The following is a 22,506-nucleotide window of genomic DNA, read 5'->3' on the forward strand; positions in this document are numbered from 1 at the left end:
GTTACTTGTTTTCCCTGCCTTTATGTCCGCTCCCGTTCACTACCGCCGCAATGAAGCGTTGCGTACCATTCGCCCCGGCTACGCTGGCAACAAGCTCATCGGTACCGAATTTTGCAACGGCAATGCCCTGTTTGAGCCCCAGATGAGCACCGTGCTGCGCTGGCAGCTCACGACCAACCCGCAGAAGGAGGAAAAAAAGCGCGATACCTGGACGCCCGCCGTAGTGCCCTGCGACGAGGCCTTTTTTTCGACCGACGATATGCTGGTGTGGTTGGGACACGCGTGCTTTTTGCTGCGCATCCAGGGCGTGAGCCTGCTGTTTGACCCCGTGCTGTTCTCATCATTGGGCCTGCGCCGCCGCCACCCCCTACCCTGCCGCCCCGAGGACGTGCGCAATATTGACTACCTGCTACTCTCGCACGCGCACCGCGACCACCTGGATGAGCAGTCTATCAAGCTATTGGCTCGGCAAAACCCGCGGATGAAAGTGCTTTCGTCGCTGGGCATGGCGGGGCTGCTGCGCGGCATTGCGCCGGGCCTGCCCGTGCAGGAAGCCGGCTGGTGGCAGCAGTACGACCTGGGGCCGGACGCGCCGTTTGAAATTTACTACCTGCCCGCCAGCCACTGGAGCCGCCGCGGACTATTTGACCTGAATAAAATTCTGTGGGGCAGCTTTTTGATTAAAACTGCTGACCGGCTTATCTACTTCGCGGGCGACACGAGCTACGCCGACCACTTCGAGCAAATTGAGCAGACGTTTGGTCCGATTGATATCGTGTTGATGCCCATTGGGGCTTACAAGCCGGCTTTTATGATGAGCAAGAGCCATGTGAACCCTCACGAGGCAGCCAAGGCGGCTAACGTGCTGCGCGCCGGTCACGTGGTGCCCATGCACTACGGTACCTTCGACCTGAGCGACGAGCCGGCTTCCGAGCCGCTGCGCCTGCTCACGGAGGTGGCGGCCGGCGGCCTGCTGCGCGGCACGCTGCACGCGCCCGCCGTGGGCGAAATCATGCGCTGGCCGGCCTGGGAGTGAGTTTTTAGGGTAGGAGGGTAAGAGGGCGTGGGGTAAGACAATGTGGGTTAGGAGGATGTGGGGGTAGGAGGGTAGGAGGTATTCTAGCGACCTTTGCCTTCCTACCCTCTTGCCCCTACACCCTCCTACCCCCCTACCCTGCTTGCATGTCGCCTACCCTTATCCTGAGCCTGGTTGCGGGCTACTTCGTTGTTCTCATCATCATCGCGCTGCTCACCTCGCGCGGGGCCACGAGCGAAAGCTTCTTCGTGGCCAACCGCAATGCGCCGTGGTACATGGTGGCGTTTGCGATGATTGGGACTTCGCTCTCGGGCGTCACGTTCATCTCGGTGCCGGGCAACGTGTATAGCAAAAGCTGGAGCTATCTGGCTGTGGCATTGGGCTTTGTGGCGGGCTACCTGGTCATTGGCACGGTGCTCCTACCCCTCTACTACCGGCTGAGGCTGGTGAGCATCTACTCCTACCTGGAGCAGCGCTTTGGCTACTGGAGCTACAAGACGGGCGCGCTGTTTTTCCTGATTTCGCGCTCGCTGGGCTCGGCGCTGCGGCTGTACCTGGTGGCGGGCGTGTTGCAGCTAGCGGTGTTCGACTCGATGGGCGTGCCGTTCTACGTCACGGTGATGGTCAGCGTCTTCTTCATTTATCTCTACACGTTTAAGGGAGGGCTCAAGACCATCCTCTGGACCGACACTTTCCAGACGCTGGCCATGCTGAGCTGCGTGGCGCTGAGCATCTACTACATGGCCGATGAGCTGAACTACTCGTTCAAGCAGCTCATTTCGTCGGTGCGCGCGAGCCCGATGTCGCAGGTCTATTTCTCTGATTTTCGGGACGATAAGTTTTTCTGGAAGCAGTTTGCCTCCGGCATGTTCATCACCATCGTGATGACGGGCCTCGACCAGGACCTGATGCAGAAAAACCTGAGCTGCCGCAGCCTCGGCGAGGCTCAGAAAAACCTGTTCTGGTTTACGCCGGTCATTGTGGGCGTCAACATTTTATTCCTCACGCTGGGCGTGCTGCTCTATCAATATGCCGCCGCCAAGGGCATTGACCTCGCCCACCTGCCGCAGTTGCTCAACGTGCGGGGCACGCTCGATACCGACAAGGTTTTCCCGTATCTGGCCACCACGCAGTTTTCGCTGGCGGCGGGCGTCATCTTTATTCTGGGCATTATCGCGGTTACGTATGCCTCGGCCGATTCGGCGCTTACGGCCCTCACGACGTCGTTTTGCGTCGATTTTTTGAATATCAAACAGTATTCCGAGGCGCGGCAAACGCGACTGCGGCAGCTCACGCACTTGGGCTGGTCGGTGGTACTAGTGGTGATTATTCTCATCTTCCGCGCCCTCAACGAGGAGAGCCTCATTGATGCCGTGTATAAGGCGGCGGGCTTCACCTACGGGCCGCTGTTGGGCTTGTTTGCCTTCGGTATTTTCACCACGCGGCGGCTGCATGAGCGGCTCGTGCTGCCGGTGTGCGTGGCGGGGGTAGGGCTCACGCTGCTCATCGTGTCGCACTCCGTGGAGTGGCTGAACGGCTACAAGTTTGGCTTTGAAATCCTGCTTCTTAACGGCGCGCTCATCTACCTGGGCCTACTCTTGATATCACGGCCCGCCGACCGAACCGAAGCGGCACCGATTTTGTCCTAATCCGTGGCAATGGCCGCCAGGTGGGCGGCGCTTGTTTTTTCGCTCTATGCGCCTTTATATTCTCCTTTTAGCGCTGGCCGCGCCCCTGGCTGCCCTGGCTCAGGCCCGCCCTACCCCCCCCAAAGCGCCCGTAGTGCTCGCGCCCGGCAACATGCAGCTGCAAGCCGGCGGCGGTGCCGAAAATCGCCCCGACCACCCGCCCACCTTTCCCGGCGGCGCGGAAGCAATGGGTGAGTTTTTCAGCCAACACGTGCAGATTCCGGTGAAGGCCAAGCAGGCCCGCGTGACTGGCGACGTGCTGGTGACGGCCACCGTAGGCACCGACGGCAAGCTCATTAACCCCAAGATTGCCAAGGGCCTGACGCCCGAGTGCAACGCCGAGGCGCTGCGCGTGGTGCAGGCCCTACCCCCCTGGCAGCCTGCCACCCGGCGCGGCGTGCCGGTGCCCGTGCTGGTGCAGGTGCCCGTGCCGTTTAACAATGCGGGCGTCACCAAATTTGAGAACGACCGCAAAGTGCCCCGCTCAGCCAAAGACGCGCCGGGGCTGAATTAAAGAAGTTAACTCAGCTGAGTATGACGTTCTTTTCGTGCATATTTAAGCGGACAACCCAAAGCAATTTGGTCTTATTCGCGTTTAGTAGATAAGTGGGCCGGCCCCTAGTCGGCCCCGATTGAATTATGGCCCGTAGTGGAATGAATACCAGTGGCAGCGACGCCACTGCCGACCTGCCCAAACCGAAAGTAAATAAAGAGTCGCTGAAGCGCAGCCTACGGATTTTCCGCTTCGTGCTGCCCTACCGCGCCAAGTTTCTGGTGGGCTTGTTGATGCTGGTGCTCAGCAGCAGCACGTTTATGGCGTTTCCGTGGGTAGCCGGCAAGCTCGTGGACGCCGCCAACCACAAGGCCGTGCTGCTGCCCGGCGGCCTCACGCTCGACATCAACCGCATTGCGCTGCTGCTGTTCACAGTCATCGTGTTTCAGGGATTTTTCTCGTTTGGGCGCATCTGGTTTTTCACGCAGGTGAGCGAGTACACGGTGCGCGATATCCGGCAGGCGCTCTACGCCAAGTTCGTGCAGCTGCCCATTCCGTTTTTTGAGCAAAACCGCGTGGGGGCCATCACCTCGCGCATTACTAGCGACGTGGCCCAGATTCAGGACACATTTTCGCTGACGCTGGCCGAGCTGTTTCGGCAGGTATTCACGCTGCTGGGCGGCATCGCGTTCATCATGCTGGTATCGGTGAAATTGTCGCTGTTTATGCTGGTCACGTTTCCGCCCATTGTGCTGGCGGCTGGGCTGTTTGGGCGCAAAATTCGCACGCTGGCCCGCACCACGCAGCAGGAGTTGGCCCACACCAACACCATTGTGGAGGAAACCTTGCAGGCTATTAATTCGGTGAAGGCGTTCACCAACGAACGGTTTGAAACCGCCCGCTACCAGGTTTCGCTGAACAAGGTGGTGCGGGCCGCGTTGCAAAGCAACCTGTATCGTGGTGGCTTCGTGTCGTTCGTGATTATCGGGCTGTTTGGCGGTATCATTCTGGTACTGTGGCGCGGCGCTACCCTCGTGTACACGGCCGGCCCCGGCCACCTCGAAATCGGCCAGCTGGTGTCGTTTATTATCTACACGGCCTTCATTGGAGCGTCGGTAGCCGGCCTGGGCGAGATGTACGGCAAGGTGCAGAGCACGCTCGGCGCGAGTGAGCGCATCCTCGAAATTCTGGACGAAACACCCGAGCCTACCCTGCATGAGCCGGCTATTGGCCTAGTGCCGGCCCAGATTCGGGGCGACATTCGCTACGAGCACGTGGCCTTTCGCTACCCCACCCGGCCCGACGTGCCGGTGCTGCAAGACATTGATTTTCACATTAAATCGGGCGAAAAAATCGCGCTCGTTGGCCCCAGCGGCGCGGGCAAAAGCACCATTGCGGGCCTGCTCATGCAGTTCTACCCCCTCAGCGGCGGCCGCATTGTCATCGATGGCCACGACGTGCGCGACTACGACCTGACGGCCCTGCGTCGCCACATCGGCATCGTGCCGCAGGAAACGCTACTCTTCGGCGGCACCATCCGCGAAAACATCGCCTACGGCAAGCCCGGTGCCAGCGACGCGGAAATCATCGAAGCCGCCCAGCGCGCCAACACTTGGCAGTTTATCAGTGCCTTCCCCGAAGGCCTCGATACGGTGGTCGGCGACCGGGGTATCAAGCTCTCGGGCGGGCAGCGGCAGCGCGTGGCCATCGCCCGCGCCATCCTGAAAAACCCCGCCATCCTCATCCTGGACGAGGCCACCTCGTCGCTCGATAGCGAGAGCGAAAAGCTCGTGCAAGGCGCGCTCGACGAGCTAATGCAGCACCGCACCAGCCTCATCATCGCGCACCGCCTCAGCACCATCCGCAAGGTGGACAAGATTCTGGTAATTGATGGGGGTAGGATTGTAGAAGCTGGCTCGCACGAGGAGCTGAGCGACCGCGAGGGCGGGCTTTATGCTAACTTGTTGAGGTTGCAGTTTGAGCTGGCGTAATTATGCGCAAGATTATTAGTCTCGCTTATGCAACCAATAATTATTGCTGCTTCTCCGCTGACTTATACTGAGTATCGAAGGTTAAGCTTTGCTGATTTTCGTACTAGATACCCTTTTTATTACATCGGCCTACCTGCTTTTACACTCTTTATACTGCTGATTATCGTAGTAGTGGTTGCTGATGCAGGTATCGCCTCTGTAGAGTGGAAGGATTTACGCGCCACTACCCTGATGTTTGTAGTAGCGGTTATTATTTGGGTGGGTACATGGTATAGTCTGCGGCAGAATTACCGTAAGTCTAATATACTAAGAAATGGGACTGTTTACTACCTTAATGAACAGGGAATAATTCAAGAAGGAAGCCTTTCTGACTTGGTATTGTGGTCCAATATTGCAAGAACGGCAGTACAGTCTGGCCAATGGATTCTATTACGCCAGGCTTCTCCAACTTCAAAAGAAGTCTATTTCTTAAATGCGGCCGGCGTTATGCCCCCTGCTACTCGCGCCGAATTACTTGCTCTTTTAAAGAGCAAGCGTATTAAACCTGTATAACTAATAAATAGAGTTGCTAATAACTAACCAGCAGGATGTTACGTAAAAAAATTATTTTTCAGCTATGGCATCCAGCATGTATCAAAATGCGCGCACGGACTGGCAATATAAAGCAGCAACTGGCTTATCACACGTAGAATTTGCGGCGCTCTACGAACGATTTGCGCCTTTATACAGTCCAAAAGCGCCCCCCCCGTTATGTCAAGCAAGTACAGCCCATTTTAACGGATAAAAAGAAGCATTATTCTTTATTTACATTATCTTAAAGCGTATCATACGTTGCAAAACATGGATACTTACTTCGGTATCTCGGATGTAGCAGCCAGCGCATACATAGAGCTATTAAAACCACTTCTGCAAGCAGCTTTGCACCAGCAGGAAACAGCCAACAAATTGTTAGCTAAAAACCAGGCAGCGGTTGATGCGCAATTCGCAGGCGTAACAGATTTAGTCATCGACATCACCGAAATATCTATTGAACGAGCTGTCAATCAAGTAGTTTAGAAAGAGCATTACAGTGATAAAAAAAATTCCACACCCTAAAATGGCTCCTCGTTTGCACGTTAGACAAACGAATTTTATTTGTCAGTAACGCGTATAGTGGGCATATACATGATTTCACTATTTTCAAAGATACTTTTGAAGGTCTTGATTTAAGTGCCTATCGTTTGCACGTGGATGCCGGGCTCATGGGCATTAAAAAAGCAGTTAAGTTTCAGGCTATTTAGATACCATACAAAGCGAGCAAAAATAAGCCCTTAAATGAGTGGCAAAAACTGATTAATAAATTGTTTGCTCACGTAAGGATAGTCATTGAAAATGCAATTGCTAAGATAAAATCATTTTTTATTCTACGCATTGAGAACCGCACAAGGCAAAAGATAAAGTTCGCCAGTTCTTTCCAGCTTTGTGCCGCTCTAGCAAATTTTAAAATAATGATTTATCAATTAAGTCATTGATTATAAGTTATTAAGTATCCGTTGCTAATTAGTTTGCTATAAAAGAACGTCATGCTGAGCTTGCCGAAGCATCTCTACCACGAGAATAATCTCAACGTTTAGAGTGAGTTACGCAGTAGAGATGCTTCGACAAGCTCAGCATGACCGTCTACTTTAACATAAAGTATTTGCCAACGGGTACTTAGCAACTCTAATGTAATCGATTTAAAAGAGAAAGGTCAAGTAATCGGGATTGAACTTAATGGCAACCCAGAATTATAAAATTCTTGTATTATCTTTTAAAGATAACAATCTGTTTCTCTAACATTGGGAGGACAGAGTGTAATGTGGAGGACCCCCAAGCTGGCGCGAGTTTAGGCGAAGCCGTAACTCGTGATTAACCTTGGCGTGGAGGCTGCGCCTCCACTGCCGCGAAGCGGCAAGGCGGAATTGCGCGCCAGTGTCGTTTTGCTTTCATCGTTCTGATGCGGGGCACAGTCTCGCCCGAAGGGTAGGCACGCGCTACGGCTGCGCCTAAACTCGCGCCTACCCTTCGGGCTCGGTTTTACCCCACCGCCCGCGTCTGTTAGGCCCCATGACATTTCTTGTATTTCTTACCGCTGCCGCAGGGGCACGGGTCGTTGCGGCCAATTTTGGGTTGTGCCGGCCGGGGCTTCGGGCGGGCCATGTCGCGCCGGGCCTGGGCGTATTTCGCCTCCTGCTGCGCCCGGCGCCGGGCGATGCCCACTGCGTCGGGGTGAAAAGCCGAGTAACTATCGGGGTCTTCGCGCAGCTCCTGGTAGCGGGTAAAGATGTCGGGGGTAGGCAGCTGCGGATACGACTCGGTGAAGTCCATATCGTTTTCCCCACCGCTGATGCTCTCATCTACAAAGCCCAGGCGGTGCAGTTCCCGCATCTCAGGCTCCAGCTCGCGCAGGCCCGCTTCCTGCACATCGGCTAGCAGCATTGCCAGGTAGTCTTCCAGCTCGTAGCCATACATACCCGTATCGGCCGTAAAAAACTCCTTTGCCTGGTCGGCGTGCGTAATGATATGGCGCAGGTATTGCTGCAAAAACGCGCTGATGGCGGGCCGTAGCTCGGGCTGCTCTCTGGCTAGCCGCGAAATAGCGCTGGAAACTACCAGCCGGTGCTTAAGAAGTAACGCCTTGTCTTCCAGCATGGCCAGCAGCTCGGGCAGGCGCGTTTGGGCGGCGTGGGCCAGTAGGTTCGGCACGTCCTCAAACAAATCATCCCCAAACCAGAATTCGGTGCTCTCCGAGTCGAGGCGCAGCAGGCGGCGGTACACGTCCAGGGCCTCGGGGGCCTGCAGCTCGTGCAGCAGGTAGAGGGCATGCAAGAAGTGGTAATTTCCCAGCCAGTTATCGCCCAGCAGCTCATCGTTGAGGAAGCCGTCCAGCGTGGTGTCAGTTATCCTCAGCAGCTCGGGCACGGCCGTTTCCGGCCCCAGCGCCAGTAGCTCGCGCAGCACCGCATCGTCAATAAAATAGTCGCGCTCATAGAGTCGCTCGAACATCGGGTGGGCAAAAGTGGGTTGGGTCATTGGTAAAATCTGGTTTGGGGGAAGGGGGCCGGCGCGGCAGCGCGGGCAAATAGCAGTTGTGGAAGCTGGTACTGAAAAGCGGATGGCAACGAGTGCCTTAGCGGCGGGCCGCGTATCCCAGGCGCTAATTTAGGGGGTAGTCCAAACTGTTTACTTACCCTGACGGGAAGGCCCCACCTTCACGGCCGCGAGGCTAGCAAGCAGCAGCACCCAAACCAGGGCGTATTCAGGCATCACCCGTCGGCACTGACCAGCATGCGCGCCAGCAGCTTTTTGGGTGTTCTCAGCCCTGGCCACCCTGAAAAAAGCTGCTCGCCACTGCTTTTCTTCGCTGTCACACTGCCCAGGCGTAACAGCTTACCGCTACGGAGCGCAAAATCGGGACCTCGGTGCGGCAGCATCTGTCGCAGACCGCGCGGCTGCCGGAGCAGGTCGTCAACATCAACAGCGGCCTGCTCAGCGTTTTTGTAGCTCGCGTGTCCGCGTCATTAGGCTGGCCTCGACAAAGCACCTGCGTAACAGCAGCTAAGCAAGCAAAAGGTGAGCCGCACCGTGGCCAAAATCAGGGACAATAGCACGCCCGCGCGGGAAATATACAGTGCGCCGATGGTGGAAGTGGCGGGGCGTATGGAGGCGCATCAGCGGGGTAGGGCGGCGCGCAAGCGGGGTGCCGGCGCTTTGCCCCTACCCCCCCACCCAGCGGCGAGGCGGCACTTTATCCGCGTTTATTTTAGTTTGCGCACTGCGAAACTCCGCAGTCTTTCCCCGCGAAACACTGCGCGAAATGTCCTTTGCTTAAGCCCTCAAAAATAATGGACACTAAGCAGGTTGGCCGGGGGTAGGGCCGTTGGCTGGCCGCGCGGGCGGCTCAACATTCACCCCGCCGGCGGGTTACGCTTGCAGTATTTCGGCCCGAAATACGTCATCTACCGAACGCCATACCAGCCTAACGGGTGGCTCCCGTCAGGCTGACTTTTTTCGCCCTACCCCCTACCCATGTCCACCATCACCATCGCGCCAAATTCGGCCCAGCCGCTCACCGTCAACCGCCTGGGCTACGGCACTATGCGCCTCACCGGCCCCCAAATTTGGGGCGAGCCGGCCGACCGGCCCCAGGCGCTGGAAATTCTGAAAACCGCCGTCGAGCACGGCGTCACGTTTCTCGACACGGCCGATTATTACGGCGACGACGTGACTAACCGCCTGATTTTTGAGGCCTTGCATCCCTACCCCCAGCAGTTAGTTATCTGCACCAAGGTGGGTGCCACGCGCAGGCCCGATGCCAGCTGGGTGCCCTTCAACACGCCCGCCAACCTGCGCACCAGCATCGAGCGCAACCTGCGCACGCTCAGGCAAGAGCAGGTGCAGCTGGTGCATTTGCGCCTGATGGGCCACAGCCAGGTGCCGCTGGCCGAGCAGCTGGGTGCCATGTTTGAGCTGCAAAAGGAAGGCAAAATTCAGCACGTGGGCCTGAGCAACGTGAGCCCCGAGGAGCTGGAAGCCGGCCTGCAGCTGGGCGAAATCGCGACCGTCGAGAACATGTACGGCTACGCCCAGCGCACCACCCTGCGCGACGACCACGGCGAAACCCGCGGCGGCGAAGAGGTGCTGGCCCTGTGCGAGCAGCACGGCATTCCGCTGGTGCCGTTTTTCTCGCTCGTTCACGGCCTGCCCAAAGCGGGTGATAAAATGGCCGAGCTGGCCCGCCGCCGGGGCGTGTCAGCGGCTCAGCTCAACATTGCCTGGCTGCTGCACAAGTCGCCCCTGCTGCTGCCCATACCGGGCACGTCGTCGCTGGCGCACCTGCGCGAAAACCTGGCCGCCGCCGACATTGAGCTCAGTGCCGAGGAAATGGCTTATCTGGGGTAAGGAAAATAACCGCTGAGCGGAGAGTTCAGCGGTTATTTTCCTGATGCGCGAATATGCTCGTCCGAAAAAAGTAAGGCGAGTGCCTGACCCTTGAACCAGGCACTCGCCTTGCTTTTTCGGCCGGTGGCTTATTTTCGCTTTTATGAAACGTAGCTTTTGGTATGGGTTTGGGGCGCTGCTGCTGGCCGGGCCGGGGCAGGCGCAGTCGCTGGCGGGTGCCTGGCAGGGGGTCGAAGACCCCGGCCAGGCGCGCTACTACCCCTCCGTGCTGCGGGTGCAGCGCGGGGCGGGCGAGGCGCTCTTCGGCATTCTCTATGAGCAGGTGGGCGACGTGCCTGCCATCACGGTCACGTTTCAGATGGAAGGTCCGCGCACGGCCGGCGGCTTGCGGCTGCGCCACGTGCGCAAGCTGAATGAGACCGGCCGCACGCTGTCCAACTACTGGTGCGGCAATGGCGAAATCACGTTTACCTACGACGCGAAGGAGGAAAAACCGACCGGCCACGCCACCTACGCCCCCGTGGGCAACTGCGACACGGGCGAATTCACGTTTTACCGCGTCAAGCTGAAGTCGGCGGCCACGGTGCGGGCGGGGGCGCTGAGCACGCTGCGCGTGTCGGGCCGCGAGGTGCGCTGGTTTGCCGACGCCGAGCTGAAACGGCCCGTGGCCAGCGGCAACACCTACCCCACCCGGCTGCGCCGGACCACCACCTTTTACCTCACCCAGGGCTACTACCCCACGCCGGAGAGCCCGGTGGTGCCCATCACCATTCAGGTGAAAGGCACGAAGCCCGCGCCCCGCCCCGCGCCCGTAGCGGCGGCCCCGCCGGCCCCACCGCGCCCTACCCCCCCCGATTCGGCCAGCCGGCCGCAACCGCCCGTGGCCAGCAGCCCCGCCCCGGCCCCTACCCCCCCGCCCGCGCCGGTCGTGCTGCCCACGGTGCTATTCAAGAAAGGTGAGGCCGAATTATTGCCCGAAGCCAGCCCGGCCCTCGATGAGCTGGCGGCCACGCTGCGGGCCCGCCCCGGCCTGCGCCTGCGCGTGGCCGGCCACACCGACCGCGTGGGCGAGCCGGGCAAAAACCAGGTGCTTTCGGAGCAGCGCGCCACCGCCGTGAAGGGCTATCTGGTGCGAGCCGGCATCGGCCCCGCGCGCCTCGAAACCGTGGGCTACGGCGATACGCGCCCGCTCTACCCCTCGCCCAACGTGCGCAACCGGCGCGTGGAGGTGAGCGAAATTCCGTAGGCCGCGCCCGGCAGCCCGGCTTTATCTTTGCCGGCCACCTTCGCTGCATGACGCTTCCTTATCTTTTATCCCTTCCCGCCCACGGCGCGGCCGACAGCGGCTGGCTCACGGTGGCCGAAGACGCCAGCCTACCGTTTGCCGTGCAGCGGGCTTATTGGATAACGGCGGTGCCCGCCGGGCGGGTGCGCGGCCGCCACGCCCACCACACCCTGGAGCAGCTGCTGGTGGCCGTGCACGGCAGCATTCGGCTCACTATCAAGGTAGAAGGCCAGGAAACCGTCCACTTCTGCCTCGACCAGCCCACTCAAGCCCTGTACCTGCCTCCCCACTGCTGGCCCGAAATTCAGTTTGAGCCGGGCGCGGTGCTGCTATGCCTGGCCTCGCAGCCCTACGACCCGGCCGACTATATCCATTAGCAGCTGCCAGGCCGTGCGGGCGGCGGCCCACTGGCGGCGGCGCAGGGCGTGGCGCAGTTCGGCCCGCAGGCGGCGGGCCAGGGCGCGGGTTTCGGCCGGGGTGCGGCACAGGGCCAGGGCCTTGCGGCAAACTTTCAGGGTGTCAACCGTATAGGGGTCGTGGCGGGTAGTCACCTGGGCGCTCATGCTGCGCGGGTGCTTGCGCTTGCGGGTCGTTACGGCATTCTGATACTGAAAGCGCCAGTCGCGGCTGGCCCGCACCCAGAAGTCAAAGTCCTCGTAGCTCAGGGTTTCGTCGTAGCCCCCCAGGGCCAGCAGCGTGGCCCGGCGCATGAGCATGGTGGGCGTGCTGATGAAGAAGCGCCCCAGCACCTCCCCAAACACCCAGCCGCTGGCCGGGCGCGGGTGCAGCCGGCCGCGCGCATCGGGCCGGTGGTGCAGGCCCAGCGACTGGCCCGCCTCGGTGAGCAGCTCGCAGTTGGAATAAACCATGCCGTAGTCGGGCGGCAGGCCCTCAAACAAAGCCACCTGCTGGCTGAGGCGCTGGGGCAGTAGCACATCATCGGTAGCAAAATCTACCACGAACTCGCCGCGGCTTTGAGAAAAAGCCTGGTTGAAGGCCCGGCAGTTGCCCACGTTTGTGGGCAGCAGCAGCAGGTGCCAGGTCGGGTTGGCCTGGGCATATTGCCGCATAATGGCCGGGCTGCCGTCGGTGCTGCCATTGTCCACGAGCCAGACTTCTAGCGGCGCGTAGTCCTGCGCCAGCACGGAATCCAGCGCCTCCCGCAGGTAAGATGCATGGTTATGGCACAGCGCGATAACAGTAACGAGCGGAGCGGAAAGCGCAGGCATCGGAGCGGCGGTTTAAACTTATGAGTAACTTGTAAATTCCCTGCCAGCAGCTTCTTAGTAGTACCTGAAACACTACTACCCAAAAGGGTTAGTTCCACTTCCATTTGTAAAGACCCCCGCAAATAATCAGCAGCAGCAGGTAGTGGAGCGCATGGGCCCACACCACCCCCTGCAGCCCGAAGGCTGGTACAAGCCCAACCAGCGAAGCAATATAGAGCCCGGCCCCTACCCCCTGCATAGCCAGGTAGGGCAGCGGCCGGGCGCGGGCCAAAAGGTAATAGAGCAACACCCAGGCCAGGAACTTGGCCCAGTCGCCGAGCAGCTGCGGGGCCAGCAGTTCGCGGGCGGCCAGCAGGCGCGGCGCAAACAGCAGCGGCAGCAGCACATCGCGCAGCGCATAGACCAGGCCCAGGGCCACGGCCAGCCCCGCCGCCAGCAGGCCCAGCACGGCCCCTAGATAGCGCCGGGCCAGGCCGGGCGTGGCCTGCAGGGCGGCCAGGCGGGGATAAAAAACGGTGTTGAGCACTGCCCCCATCACCAGCGTGTAGTTATCCGAGAGCTTGGCCACGGCCTGCCAGAGGTCGGTGCGGGCGGGTGGGAAGTGGGCGATGAGCCAGGCCCGCAGCGCGTAATCGATAGCCCGGCCGCAGAGCAGCGAGCCCGCCGCCATCAGCACGAAAGGCAGCAGGCCGCGCCAGGCGGCGGCGCTGGGCCGGGGCCAGTGCCAGCCAGGTAGCAGACCCGCCCGCGCCGCCGCCCAGCCCGCCAGCGGCAGCGTGAGCGCCTGCCCGGCCAGGTAAGCCAGCAGCACGCGGGGCAGGGGCCAGCCTACTGCCAGGGCCACCGCCACCGCGCTGGTGCCCACCAGGCTCAGGGCTATGGCCTGGGCCACGTAGGGGCCGCGCCGCCCGGCAGCCAGCAGGGCCGTGCTGAGCAGGGTTTGGGTGGCAAGCAGCAGCATGCCGAGGGTAAAAAGCGCTACCCGGCGGGGCGGCCACGCCGCCCCGCCGGTGGCCAGCAGCACCAGGCCTGCCCCCACAATGGCCACGAGGGTGAGCAGCGCGGCTGCCCCCAGCCATGCCCGGTGCCGCCCCGAGCCGGGCCGCAGCGGGGCCAGCCGCGTGGTGGCTCCCACCTGCACGCCATCGGTGGGCAGGGCCCCAAACAGCCCCATCAGGTTTTGGAACTGGGCCAGTTGGGTGAGGCCGCCCAGGCCCCCGTAGAGCGCAACCAGCTTGTTGAGGGTAAGCGCCCCGGCCGCCCGCGCCACGATAGCCACGCCCGTGGCCAGCGACCCGCGCACAAAGCCTTGCCAAATAATACGAACGGGAGTAGCCATTCGGCAAAGGTCGGGGTGCGGGGCAGCTGACGAGCTAGCTGAGACCTTACAAACAAATGACTAAAAGACTATGGACTGTAAGTCCATAGGTTTAAGGGCGAATGAAATTCGGCGGTTTCGGCTAAAGCCGACTGAAAGCCAGCTACTAAAGTAGGTTATTCCAGAATGAAATTCTCGTCCCCGTTGGGCTGGTCTTTGTGATGGTTTAAATACGCCTCCAAGATGTCATCCGTGATATTTCCTACGCTCCACGCTCCGTAGCCAATACCCCAAAAATGCCCGCCCCAATACCGACGCTTGAGTTCGGGAAATTCCTGCAACAGGAGCTTGGCGCTTCGTCCTTTTAGCCGGCGCATGAGGTCACTCACACTCAAGAAAGGCGGATACGACACATGTAGATGAATATGGTCTTTGCTCACCACCCCTTTGAGAATCTGCACATCCAACGTATTACAGGTTTGCCGCAACAAGTCCCGACAACGCAGTTGCACCTCCCCCACCAAGACTTTGTAGCGGTACTTCGTGCTCCAGACCAAATGCACATCTAGCTTATGAACCGAGTGACTACCTGTGCGCTGCTTCATGCCGCAAAGCTACCCAACTGCCAAAAGGGAGTAGCAACTAAAGTCTTGCCCTAAAGGGCATAGCTTTAACTAGCGTACCTGAAAAGTAAAGGCAAGTTTATTTCAAGCCCAAATGAGTAACATCCCACTCAGCAGTTACCAGGCGTGTTAGCCCGGCATCACGGCGCTCAACACGCCTGGGCTCGCCCTTGGCTATACTACCGCTCTGCCAGCGCGCTGGCTCACAGCTCCTTCGCCCAGCTTAGCTTGAGGCCGGCCACGCCGCCGAGGTGGCGCTTGAAGCGCAGCAGGGAGGCGTTGGGGCCGGCGGGCAGCGTGGAAGTACCCAGGTCGACCAGGGCCAGGCCCGAGGCGCGGGCGTAGGTGTGCAGGCTCTCGTTGAGCAGCACCACGGGGCTGAGGTGGTTGTCGGCCAGCGGGCTGGCGGGGTAAAAATTGTACAGCACCCGGTCGCTCACTTGAATGGCGATGGTGAGCGCCGCCCACTCGCCGCCCGGCTTGCGCACCGAAAACAACAGGTGCTGGCGCGGAAACGCCCGAAATAGCTCCTGCAGCCGCGCCAGGGGCAGCGACAGCGCCTGGCCCCGCTCCTGCCGGCACCGGGCAATGAACTCGTAGGCCCAGGGCAGCAGAAGCGGCGGCTCCTGCTCGGGCACCAGGCCCAGCTGGCGGCAGCGGCGCAGGCGGCGGCGCTCGGAGGGGTGCAGGTGCTCTTGGTAAGCGCGGGCGGGGTCGAGGTGGTAGTTTTCTTCGGCCAGCACCACTTGGTAGTGGCGCTGGCGCAGGGCTTCGGCCAGCTGGGCCGCCCCGGCCGCATCGTAGCAAAACGGGTAGCCGCGCAGATGCAGTCGCCGCTGGCCGCGCTGGCGCAGGGTATTCTCCACTGTTTCGAGGAAAAAAAGCAGCGCGGCCGGGGGCACGCCGGCCGCCAGCTGCACGGCCCCAAACGGGGCCTGGCCGGGCGAGCTGGCCTGGCCGGGCCCGTCAAAACCAAGCACCACGGCCAGCTGAGCCACGGTCAGGCCAGCGGCCGCATCTTCCAGGTAAAAGCTGAGCACCGGCTGGCCGTGCGGCTGCAAGGCCTGGTGGGCGGCCGTCAGGAACAGGAAGGGCGCAAAGGCCAGGGGTAGGCGCGGCGCGGCGGGCGGCTGGCCGGGCGGGGTTTCGACACTATAAACCCGTAGCGCGGCGGGCAACAAGCTTGCTACTGGGGACATTCCGGGAGACTTGAAAACGGCGGAAGCCAAGCCCCCAGGGCAAAGTACGGAACTACCGCCGCACTACCCCCACCTTTGCGGGCAGCCCCGGCCGACGCTGTCTCCGTATCAGGCTTCCGTATGAAGCATCCTTCCCCTACCCCCTCGGCCCCGTCGAACCCTTTGGAAGCACCCACCCGCGATTCCCTACCCCCCGACCCTGACCGCGAGGCGCGCCGCCAGGCGCTGTATGAGCACGTGGGCCAGCACCCCGGCACGCTGCACGTGCAGCCCAATGCCCTCAAGCCGCGGCTGTTTTTGATGTCGTATGACGAGCACACCCACGAGGAAGCCGAATATACTGACCGCTACGACGAGCTGCTCGGCTACCTGCGCGACCACCCCGAATTGAAGCACTGGATTGACGTGCGCGGCTACGGCGACCTCGACCTGATGGAGCGCCTGATGCAGGAATTTGGCCTGCACCCGCTGCAAATGGAAGACGTGCTCGGCGACTACCAGCGGGCCAAAGTGGAGGTGTTTGACGACAACCGGCTGTTTCTGGTGTCGCGCATGACCGAGTTTACGGCCCAGCTCACGGTGCACGACGACCAGCTTTCCATCTTCACCGGGCCCAATTACGTGCTCTCGTTTCAGGACACCTACGACGACTGCCTGGAGGTGCTGCGCAACCGCATCCGGGCCAATTTCAGCCAGCTGCGGCGCAAGCCCGTGGGCTACCTGGCCTATGCCCTCACCGACGTGGTGCTCGACCACTACTACCCCACGATGGCGGCCATTGGCGACTATATTGAGGAGCTGGAGCTGAGCATCTTCAGCGAGCAGCGCGAGCGGCGGCTCCTCACCCGCATCCTGCGCATCAAAAAGGACGTGGTGCGCTTCCGGCGGCTGGTATATCCCGAGCGCGACAAGATGTCGGAGATTCTGCGCCTGCCCGAGGAGGTGGTGCCCGAGGAGCTGAAGGTCTTTTACCGCGATGCCTACGACCACGCCATTCAGGCCCTGGACCTGGCCGAGAGCTACCGCGACAACATCTCCTCGCTGGCCGACCTCTTCCTCTCGGACCAGAGCAACCGCATGAACGAGGTGATGAAGGTGCTCACCATCATCAGCTCCATCTTCATTCCGCTTAGCTTCGTGGTGGGCCTCTACGGCATGAATTTTCAGCACGAAGACGCCCACGGCCACGTGCTGCCCCTCAACATGCCCGAGCTATACTCGCCGGTGGGCTACCCCGTCTTGCTGGGGGTGCTCACGCTCATCGTGCTGGGGCAGCTCTATTATTTCTGGCGGAAGGGCTGGCTCAGCCGCGACTGAGCCGCCGGGCCACTCGCGGGCGGGGACCCGCGCTGGCATTCACGGGGGCTTCACTGCTGGCGTACGAACTTGAAAGCAAATATGTACGCCTTATGAAAACCAGGGTGCTTATATGGAGCCTGAGCCTGCTGCTGCTGATGCTGCTGATGCCACCCGCCGGGCACAGCGCGCACTATCGGCAATCCTACCTGGCAGGTGCCCGCAGCCGCAGTAGTCGGCTGCGGCTGCTGCCGCTACGCGTGGTGCGCACGCCGGCCGTGGCCGAGCAGCATCGACTGGTGCAAACCGTAGGTTCCGACCAAGGTGGTGCTTTTCTCAAATGAGTAATCTTTAGCTTCTACTCATTTGAGAAAAGCGCCGGCCTACTGGTTGGCAAGGCCGTAATCCTTGCCGTTGACGGGCTGAGGGGGGGTAGGCGCTGGCCCTGCGCCAGGCAGCGCGAGCTGCCAGGCCTGGGCCATTTCGCCAAGCGCCTGGTAGCTGGTGAGGTCAAACTGGCAGGGCACCACCGACACGTAGCCTGCGGCCAGGGCGGCCTCGTCGGTGTCGAGGCCGTGGTCCTGGTTCACGAAATCGCCCAGCAGCCAGTAGTAGGGGCGCTGGTAGGGGTCGTGGCGCTGCTCAAAAGTTTCCTGCCACTTGGCGCGGGCCTGGCGGGCCAGCCGGATGCCCCGAATGGGGCCGGCCGCGTGCTTCGGAATGTTCACGTTCAGGGCCGTGCCGGCCGGAATGCCGTGGGCCAGCGCCTGGCGGCACACCGCCAGCACCCAGGGCCCCACGTGCGAAAAATCGGCCTCGTCGCCGTATTCGCAGAGCGAAAAGCCGATGGCCGGCAGCCCCTCGATGGCCGCCTCAATGGCCGCCGACATGGTGCCCGAGTATAGCACGTTCACCGACGAGTTGGAGCCGTGGTTGATGCCCGACACCACGAGGTCGGGGCGGCGGTCTTTCAGGATGTAGTGCTTGGCGATTTTCACGCAGTCGGCCGGGGTGCCGGAGCAGGCGTAGGCCTCCACGTCGGGGCCGAAGCGGTCCGACTTATCGAGCCGCAAGGGGTGGCCGATGGTGATGGCGTGGCCCATGCCCGACTGCGGGCTGGCGGGCGCCACCACCACTACTTCGGCCCCCAGCTCCCGCATGAGTTGCACCAAATGGGCGATGCCGGGCGCAATGAGGCTGTCGTCGTTGGAAATGAGAATGAGGGGACGCAAGGGTTTTGAGTTAAGAGTTAAGAGTTTTGAGTTAAGAGTTGAAAGTTAGGAGCAGCAGGCCAAAAGTTGGGAGTTGGAACTCCTAAGCCCTAACTCTTAACTCTTAACTCAAATCTCCCCCAAAGGTACCTTCGCCCCTATGTTCTTCGCCTCGCTCCTGCTCGCCGTTTCGCTCATGACCTCTGCCCCTACCCCCCCGCCGGTGCTGCTTACGCCCTTCGAGCGCGACCCGCAGCACAACACCACGGCCACCTATGCCGAGTGCCTGGCCTATTATAAAGAGCTGGCCGCCGCCTACCCCGCCACCATGCGGCTGCGCGAGGCGGGTCCCACCGACAGCGGCGAGCACCTGACCGAAGTCGTGCTCTCGGCCGATGGCACGTTTGAGCCGGCCGCCAGCCGGGCCAAGGGCCGGCCCGTTTTGTTTATTCAAAACGGCATCCACCCCGGCGAGCCGGAGGGCATCGACGCCAGCATGATGCTGGCCCGCGACCTGCTGCGCGACCAGCATCTCCTACCCCTGCTGCGGCAGGTGACGGTGGTCGTCATTCCGGCCTACAACATCGGCGGGATGCTGAACCGCAACTCGACCACCCGCGTGAACCAGAACGGGCCGCGCGCCTACGGCTTCCGGGGCAATGCGCGCAACTTTGATTTGAACCGCGATTTCGTGAAGCAGGACTCGCGCAACGCGCGCTCGTTCGCGGCGCTGTTTCAGAAGTGGCGGCCCGAGGTGTTTGTCGATACGCACACCTCCGACGGGGCTGATTATCAGTACACGATAACGCTCATCCCCACGCAGCCCGACAAGCTGGGGCCGGTGCTGGGCAAGTATCTGCAAGACCAGCTCCTACCCGCCCTCTACGCCGGCATGGCGCAGAAAAGCTGGCCCATGACGCCCTACGTGGACTTTGAGGGCGAAACGCCCGAGAGCGGCCTGCGCGCGTTTCTGGAAAGCCCGCGCTACTCGACGGGCTACGCGGCGCTGTTCAACAGCATCGGTTTCATGCCCGAAACGCACATGCTCAAGGCTTTCGGGCCGCGCGTGCGGGCCACTTATGACCTGCTGCTGACCTACGACCAAACCCTGGCCGCCCAGGCCCCTACCCTGCTCGCCGCCCGCGCCGCCGCCGACCAGGCGCTGGCCACCCAACAGACATTTCCGCTGGCCTGGGCGCTGAATGAGCAGCCCAGTGGCACGGTGGAGTTTCGGGGCTACGAAGCCGGGCACCGGCCCAGCGGCGTGAGCGGCCAGCCGCGCCTCTACTACGACCGCAGCCGGCCCTACGCGCGGCCGGTGCCTTTTTATAACGCGGCCCACGCCACGGCCACGGCCACCGCACCGGTGGCCTACGCCATTCCGGCCGCCTGGGGCGAGGTGCTGGCCAACCTGCGCCGCAACGGCGTGGTGCTGCGCCAACTCACCGCGCCCCTCACCGGCCCCGCCGAAACCTACACTATCGAAGACTATAAAACCGCCCCCAAACCCTACGAAGGCCACTACCTCCACTCCCAAGTCAAACTTTTAACTCTCAACTCAAAACTCTTAACTCTTAACTCAGATACCTGGCTGGCCGTGCTGGCCGAGCAAGGCCCCGCCGCCCGCTACCTCGTGGAGGCGCTGGAGCCGCAGGCCACCGACTCGTTCTTCGCCTGGGGCTTTTTCGACAGCGTGTTGCAGCAAAAAGAGCATTATTCTGACTATGTGTTTGAGGATTTAGCCGCTGAGTATCTGACCCAAAACCCCGCTGTGCGCCAGCAGCTGGACGCCGCCAAAAAAGCCGACCCGGCGCTGGCCGCCAGCGGCCCCGCCCAGCTGGAATGGGTGTACCAGCACTCGCCCTACGCCGAGCCTGGGTATCGGCGCTACCCGGTGGTGCGCTGGCTGGGGAAAACGCAGTAGGGTGCGGGGCTGGCCCCCGCCCGGCGTTGAACGTCTCGTTTGGGAATTATTCAACGCCGGGCGGGGGCCAGCCCCGCGCCCCGCCTTTATGAGGAAAAGATTAAGTCAAATCGAGAGGGGGTACGCTATATTGCGGGCGGCTTATGTCACTACCCCCTTTTTCTTTCCCTCTTTTTTCTCTTTTCTTATGCTTCCCTCCGTTCGTATTCTCGACCCCAAGGTGCAGGCCGAAGTCAGCAAGCACCTGCTGGCCGCCCTCGAACTGCTGCAACCCTACCAGCCCGACCTGACCAGGGAGGAGCAAAAAAGCCTCGCCTCAAAGGGCATGGGACGCGAAAGCATCCCCTTTGCGCAGCAGGCGGGCCTGGTGCTCACCAGCTTCAAGCAGGTGCTGAGCCGCACCATCACGGACGAAACCATCGCGGCCTACCCCGACCAGCTGGCGACCTTTGACGCAGCCAGCGAGCTGCAGGTGCCCGCCCAGGCCCTCGTGGACCTGCTCGCCAAAGTGGGCCTGGTGGCCGGCGCGGAGGTGATGGACGTGGCCCGCCTGGTCTATAAAAACGTGCAGGACGACAACGGCTGCACCCCCGGCCTGCGCGACCTCGAAGCCAAGATGGCCGAGCGCTTCAAAGCCAACGGCGTAGCCAAAACTCCCCAGCCCGCTAAAAGCTAGGTACCCGCCCGCCCGACCGCTGTCGTTAAAAATATAACCCCGGCCGTGAGTTTCACGGCCGGGGTTATATTTTTAACGACAGCGGTCGGAAAATTCACGACTGGGATTGTGCGTTTGCCGACCGGGGTCGGGCATTTCTCGACCGCTGTCGTGTTTTTGCCGACTCTACGGGATAATTTCACGACCGGGGTAGGGTGCGGGGCTTGCCCCCGCCCGGCGTTGAACGAAAGCCGACCAAACCGTTCAACGCCGGGCGGGGGCAAGCCCCGCCCCTACGCCGCATCGGGCTTCATGTTACCCAGAATGTCGTGGCCCATCTTGTCGCGCTTGGTGGTGAGGTAGGTTTGATTGTGCTGGTTGGGCGCGATTTCGATGGGCACGGTTTCGACCACTTCGAGGCCGTAGGCGAGCAGGCCGGTGCGCTTCTTGGGGTTGTTGGTGAGCAGGCGCATCTGCCGGATGCCCAGGTCGCGGATGATGGCCGCGCCCACGCCGTAGTCGCGCTCATCGCCCCGGAAACCCAGGTCCTCGTTGGCCTGCACGGTGTCGCGGCCGGCCTCTTGCAGCTTGTAGGCTTTCAGCTTATTGAGCAGGCCGATGCCCCTACCCTCCTGGTTCATATAGACGACCACGCCGCGGCCCTCGCGCTCAATCTGCTCCATTGCCTGGTGCAGCTGGGGGCCGCAGTCGCAGCGGCACGAGCCGAAGATGTCGCCCGTCACGCACGACGAATGCACGCGCACCAGCACTGGAGTCGGCCCGCTCACGTCGCCCTTCACCAGGGCCAGGTGCTGCGCGCCGTTCGAGCGCTGGGTGTAGGCGTAGAGGTCGAAATCGCCGTGAGCGGTGGGCAGCTTCACGGTGATTTCGCGCTGGATGAGGCTCTCCTGCGCCAGGCGGTACTTGATGAGGTCCTGCACCGAAATCAGCTTCAGGCCCCACTGCTCGGCCACTTTGCGCAGGTCGGGCAGGCGGGCCATCTCGCCGTCTTCCTTGAGGATTTCGACCAGCACGCCGGCCGGCTCGAAGCCCGCCAGGCGGGCCAGGTCCACGGCCGCCTCGGTGTGGCCGGCGCGGCGCAGCACGCCTTCTTTGCGCGCTTTGAGGGGGAAAATGTGGCCTGGCTTGCCCAGGTCCTCGGGCCGGGTGGCGGGGTCGATGAGGGCCAGGATGGTCTTGGAGCGGTCGGAGGCCGAGATGCCGGTGGTTACGCCGTTGGTCAGCAGGTCAACGCTCACCGTGAAGGGCGTGGCGTGCAGGGCCGTGTTGCGGCCCACCATCAGGTCGAGGCCCAGCTCATCGCAGCGCTCGGCCGTGATGGGCGCGCACACCAGCCCGCGCCCGTGGGTGGCCATAAAGTTGATAACCTCGGGCGTGGCCGAGCGGGCGGCGCAAATAAAGTCGCCCTCGTTTTCGCGGTCCTCATCGTCCACGACGATAATGACTTTGCCGGCGCGAATGTCTTCAATGGCGGATTCGATGGAGTCAAGCATGATACTAATAGTAAGTCGTTGTCCTTGCGAGCGCAACGAAGTGGAGCGCGGCAATCTTTCTTTCACGCTAGGATTACTAACTGCTGTTACGCCACGGGGAGTAGCGCGAACGTTGTAGTTCGCG

General features: G+C 61.4%; 18 protein-coding genes and 1 pseudogene. 12 read left to right on the forward strand and 7 right to left on the reverse strand.

Annotation, left to right across the window (positions count from 1 at the left end):
- The first annotated feature begins 22 nt into the window (after positions 1 to 22).
- The 5 genes from A0257_05895 (at position 23) to A0257_05915 (ending at position 6,264) form a co-directional block, all read left to right on the forward strand.
- Positions 23 to 1,036, forward strand: coding sequence for a hypothetical protein (locus A0257_05895; protein ID AMR26684.1), 1,014 nt, complete (start codon positions 23 to 25; stop codon positions 1,034 to 1,036).
- Between the two features lie 146 nt (positions 1,037 to 1,182).
- Entirely contained in the window at positions 1,183 to 2,685 is a 1,503-nt protein-coding gene (locus A0257_05900; GenBank protein ID AMR26685.1) for a sodium:solute symporter, read from the forward strand.
- Positions 2,686 to 2,731: 46 nt separating this feature from the next.
- Positions 2,732 to 3,238: a hypothetical protein gene (locus A0257_05905; protein ID AMR26686.1), complete on the forward strand. Its 507-nt coding sequence runs from the start codon at positions 2,732 to 2,734 to the stop codon at positions 3,236 to 3,238.
- Positions 3,239 to 3,378: 140 nt separating this feature from the next.
- Positions 3,379 to 5,208, forward strand: coding sequence for a multidrug ABC transporter ATP-binding protein (locus tag A0257_05910; GenBank protein ID AMR26687.1), 1,830 nt, complete (start codon positions 3,379 to 3,381; stop codon positions 5,206 to 5,208).
- 840 nt (positions 5,209 to 6,048) lie between these two features.
- Positions 6,049 to 6,264: a hypothetical protein gene (locus A0257_05915; GenBank protein AMR26688.1), complete on the forward strand. Its 216-nt coding sequence runs from the start codon at positions 6,049 to 6,051 to the stop codon at positions 6,262 to 6,264.
- Positions 6,265 to 7,284: 1,020 nt separating this feature from the next.
- Here A0257_05915 and A0257_05920 read toward each other — a convergent pair.
- On the reverse strand, positions 7,285 to 8,232 hold the full coding sequence (locus tag A0257_05920; protein ID AMR26689.1) for a hypothetical protein: 948 nt from the start codon (positions 8,230 to 8,232) through the stop codon (positions 7,285 to 7,287).
- Positions 8,233 to 9,255: 1,023 nt separating this feature from the next.
- On the opposite strand from A0257_05920, the gene A0257_05925 reads away from it, so the two are divergent.
- The 3 genes from A0257_05925 (at position 9,256) to A0257_05935 (ending at position 11,790) form a co-directional block, all read left to right on the forward strand.
- A complete protein-coding gene (locus A0257_05925) occupies positions 9,256 to 10,128 on the forward strand; it encodes an aldo/keto reductase (GenBank protein ID AMR26690.1) in 873 nt (290 codons plus the stop codon).
- Between the two features lie 142 nt (positions 10,129 to 10,270).
- Complete coding sequence (locus A0257_05930) at positions 10,271 to 11,374, forward strand: hypothetical protein (protein AMR26691.1); 1,104 nt, start codon at positions 10,271 to 10,273, stop codon at positions 11,372 to 11,374.
- Between the two features lie 47 nt (positions 11,375 to 11,421).
- On the forward strand, positions 11,422 to 11,790 hold the full coding sequence (locus A0257_05935; protein ID AMR26692.1) for a hypothetical protein: 369 nt from the start codon (positions 11,422 to 11,424) through the stop codon (positions 11,788 to 11,790).
- Here A0257_05935 and A0257_05940 read toward each other — a convergent pair.
- The 4 genes from A0257_05940 to A0257_05955 form a co-directional block, all read right to left on the reverse strand.
- Positions 11,743 to 12,558 (reverse strand): hypothetical protein, encoded by an 816-nt coding sequence (locus tag A0257_05940; protein AMR26693.1) that lies wholly within the window; start codon positions 12,556 to 12,558, stop codon positions 11,743 to 11,745. The two genes, A0257_05935 and A0257_05940, sit on opposite strands and share 48 nt — an antisense overlap.
- 172 nt (positions 12,559 to 12,730) lie before the next feature.
- On the reverse strand, positions 12,731 to 13,945 hold the full coding sequence (locus tag A0257_05945) for a hypothetical protein (protein ID AMR26694.1): 1,215 nt from the start codon (positions 13,943 to 13,945) through the stop codon (positions 12,731 to 12,733).
- Between the two features lie 191 nt (positions 13,946 to 14,136).
- Positions 14,137 to 14,565 (reverse strand): transposase, encoded by a 429-nt coding sequence (locus tag A0257_05950; protein ID AMR26695.1) that lies wholly within the window; start codon positions 14,563 to 14,565, stop codon positions 14,137 to 14,139.
- A 221-nt stretch (positions 14,566 to 14,786) separates the two neighbouring features.
- Positions 14,787 to 15,764 carry a hypothetical protein gene (locus A0257_05955; GenBank protein ID AMR26696.1) on the reverse strand — a complete coding sequence of 326 codons (978 nt, stop codon included), beginning with the start codon at positions 15,762 to 15,764 and terminating at the stop codon, positions 14,787 to 14,789.
- 243 nt (positions 15,765 to 16,007) lie between these two features.
- On the opposite strand from A0257_05955, the gene A0257_05960 reads away from it, so the two are divergent.
- Positions 16,008 to 17,099 carry a magnesium and cobalt transport protein CorA gene (locus tag A0257_05960; GenBank protein AMR29641.1) on the forward strand — a complete coding sequence of 364 codons (1,092 nt, stop codon included), beginning with the start codon at positions 16,008 to 16,010 and terminating at the stop codon, positions 17,097 to 17,099.
- Positions 17,100 to 17,191: 92 nt separating this feature from the next.
- Positions 17,192 to 17,422, forward strand: coding sequence for a hypothetical protein (locus A0257_05965; GenBank protein ID AMR26697.1), 231 nt, complete (start codon positions 17,192 to 17,194; stop codon positions 17,420 to 17,422).
- A gap of 117 nt (positions 17,423 to 17,539) precedes the next feature.
- Here A0257_05965 and A0257_05970 read toward each other — a convergent pair.
- A pseudogene (locus A0257_05970) lies at positions 17,540 to 18,310 on the reverse strand (5'/3'-nucleotidase SurE).
- A gap of 175 nt (positions 18,311 to 18,485) precedes the next feature.
- Between A0257_05970 and A0257_05975 the strand changes: the two are divergent.
- Both A0257_05975 and A0257_05980 read left to right on the forward strand, forming a co-directional pair.
- Positions 18,486 to 20,213, forward strand: a complete 1,728-nt coding sequence (locus A0257_05975) for a hypothetical protein (protein AMR29642.1) — start codon at positions 18,486 to 18,488, stop codon at positions 20,211 to 20,213.
- Positions 20,214 to 20,400: 187 nt separating this feature from the next.
- Entirely contained in the window at positions 20,401 to 20,889 is a 489-nt protein-coding gene (locus A0257_05980; GenBank protein ID AMR26698.1) for a hypothetical protein, read from the forward strand.
- A gap of 272 nt (positions 20,890 to 21,161) precedes the next feature.
- Here A0257_05980 and A0257_05985 read toward each other — a convergent pair whose 3' ends face one another.
- A complete protein-coding gene (locus A0257_05985) occupies positions 21,162 to 22,382 on the reverse strand; it encodes a bifunctional 3,4-dihydroxy-2-butanone 4-phosphate synthase/GTP cyclohydrolase II (GenBank protein AMR26699.1) in 1,221 nt (406 codons plus the stop codon).
- Positions 22,383 to 22,506 lie beyond the last annotated feature (124 nt).

Origin of the sequence: Hymenobacter psoromatis, from assembly GCA_001596155.1 — a bacterium.
Classification (GTDB): Bacteria; Bacteroidota; Bacteroidia; order Cytophagales; family Hymenobacteraceae; genus Hymenobacter.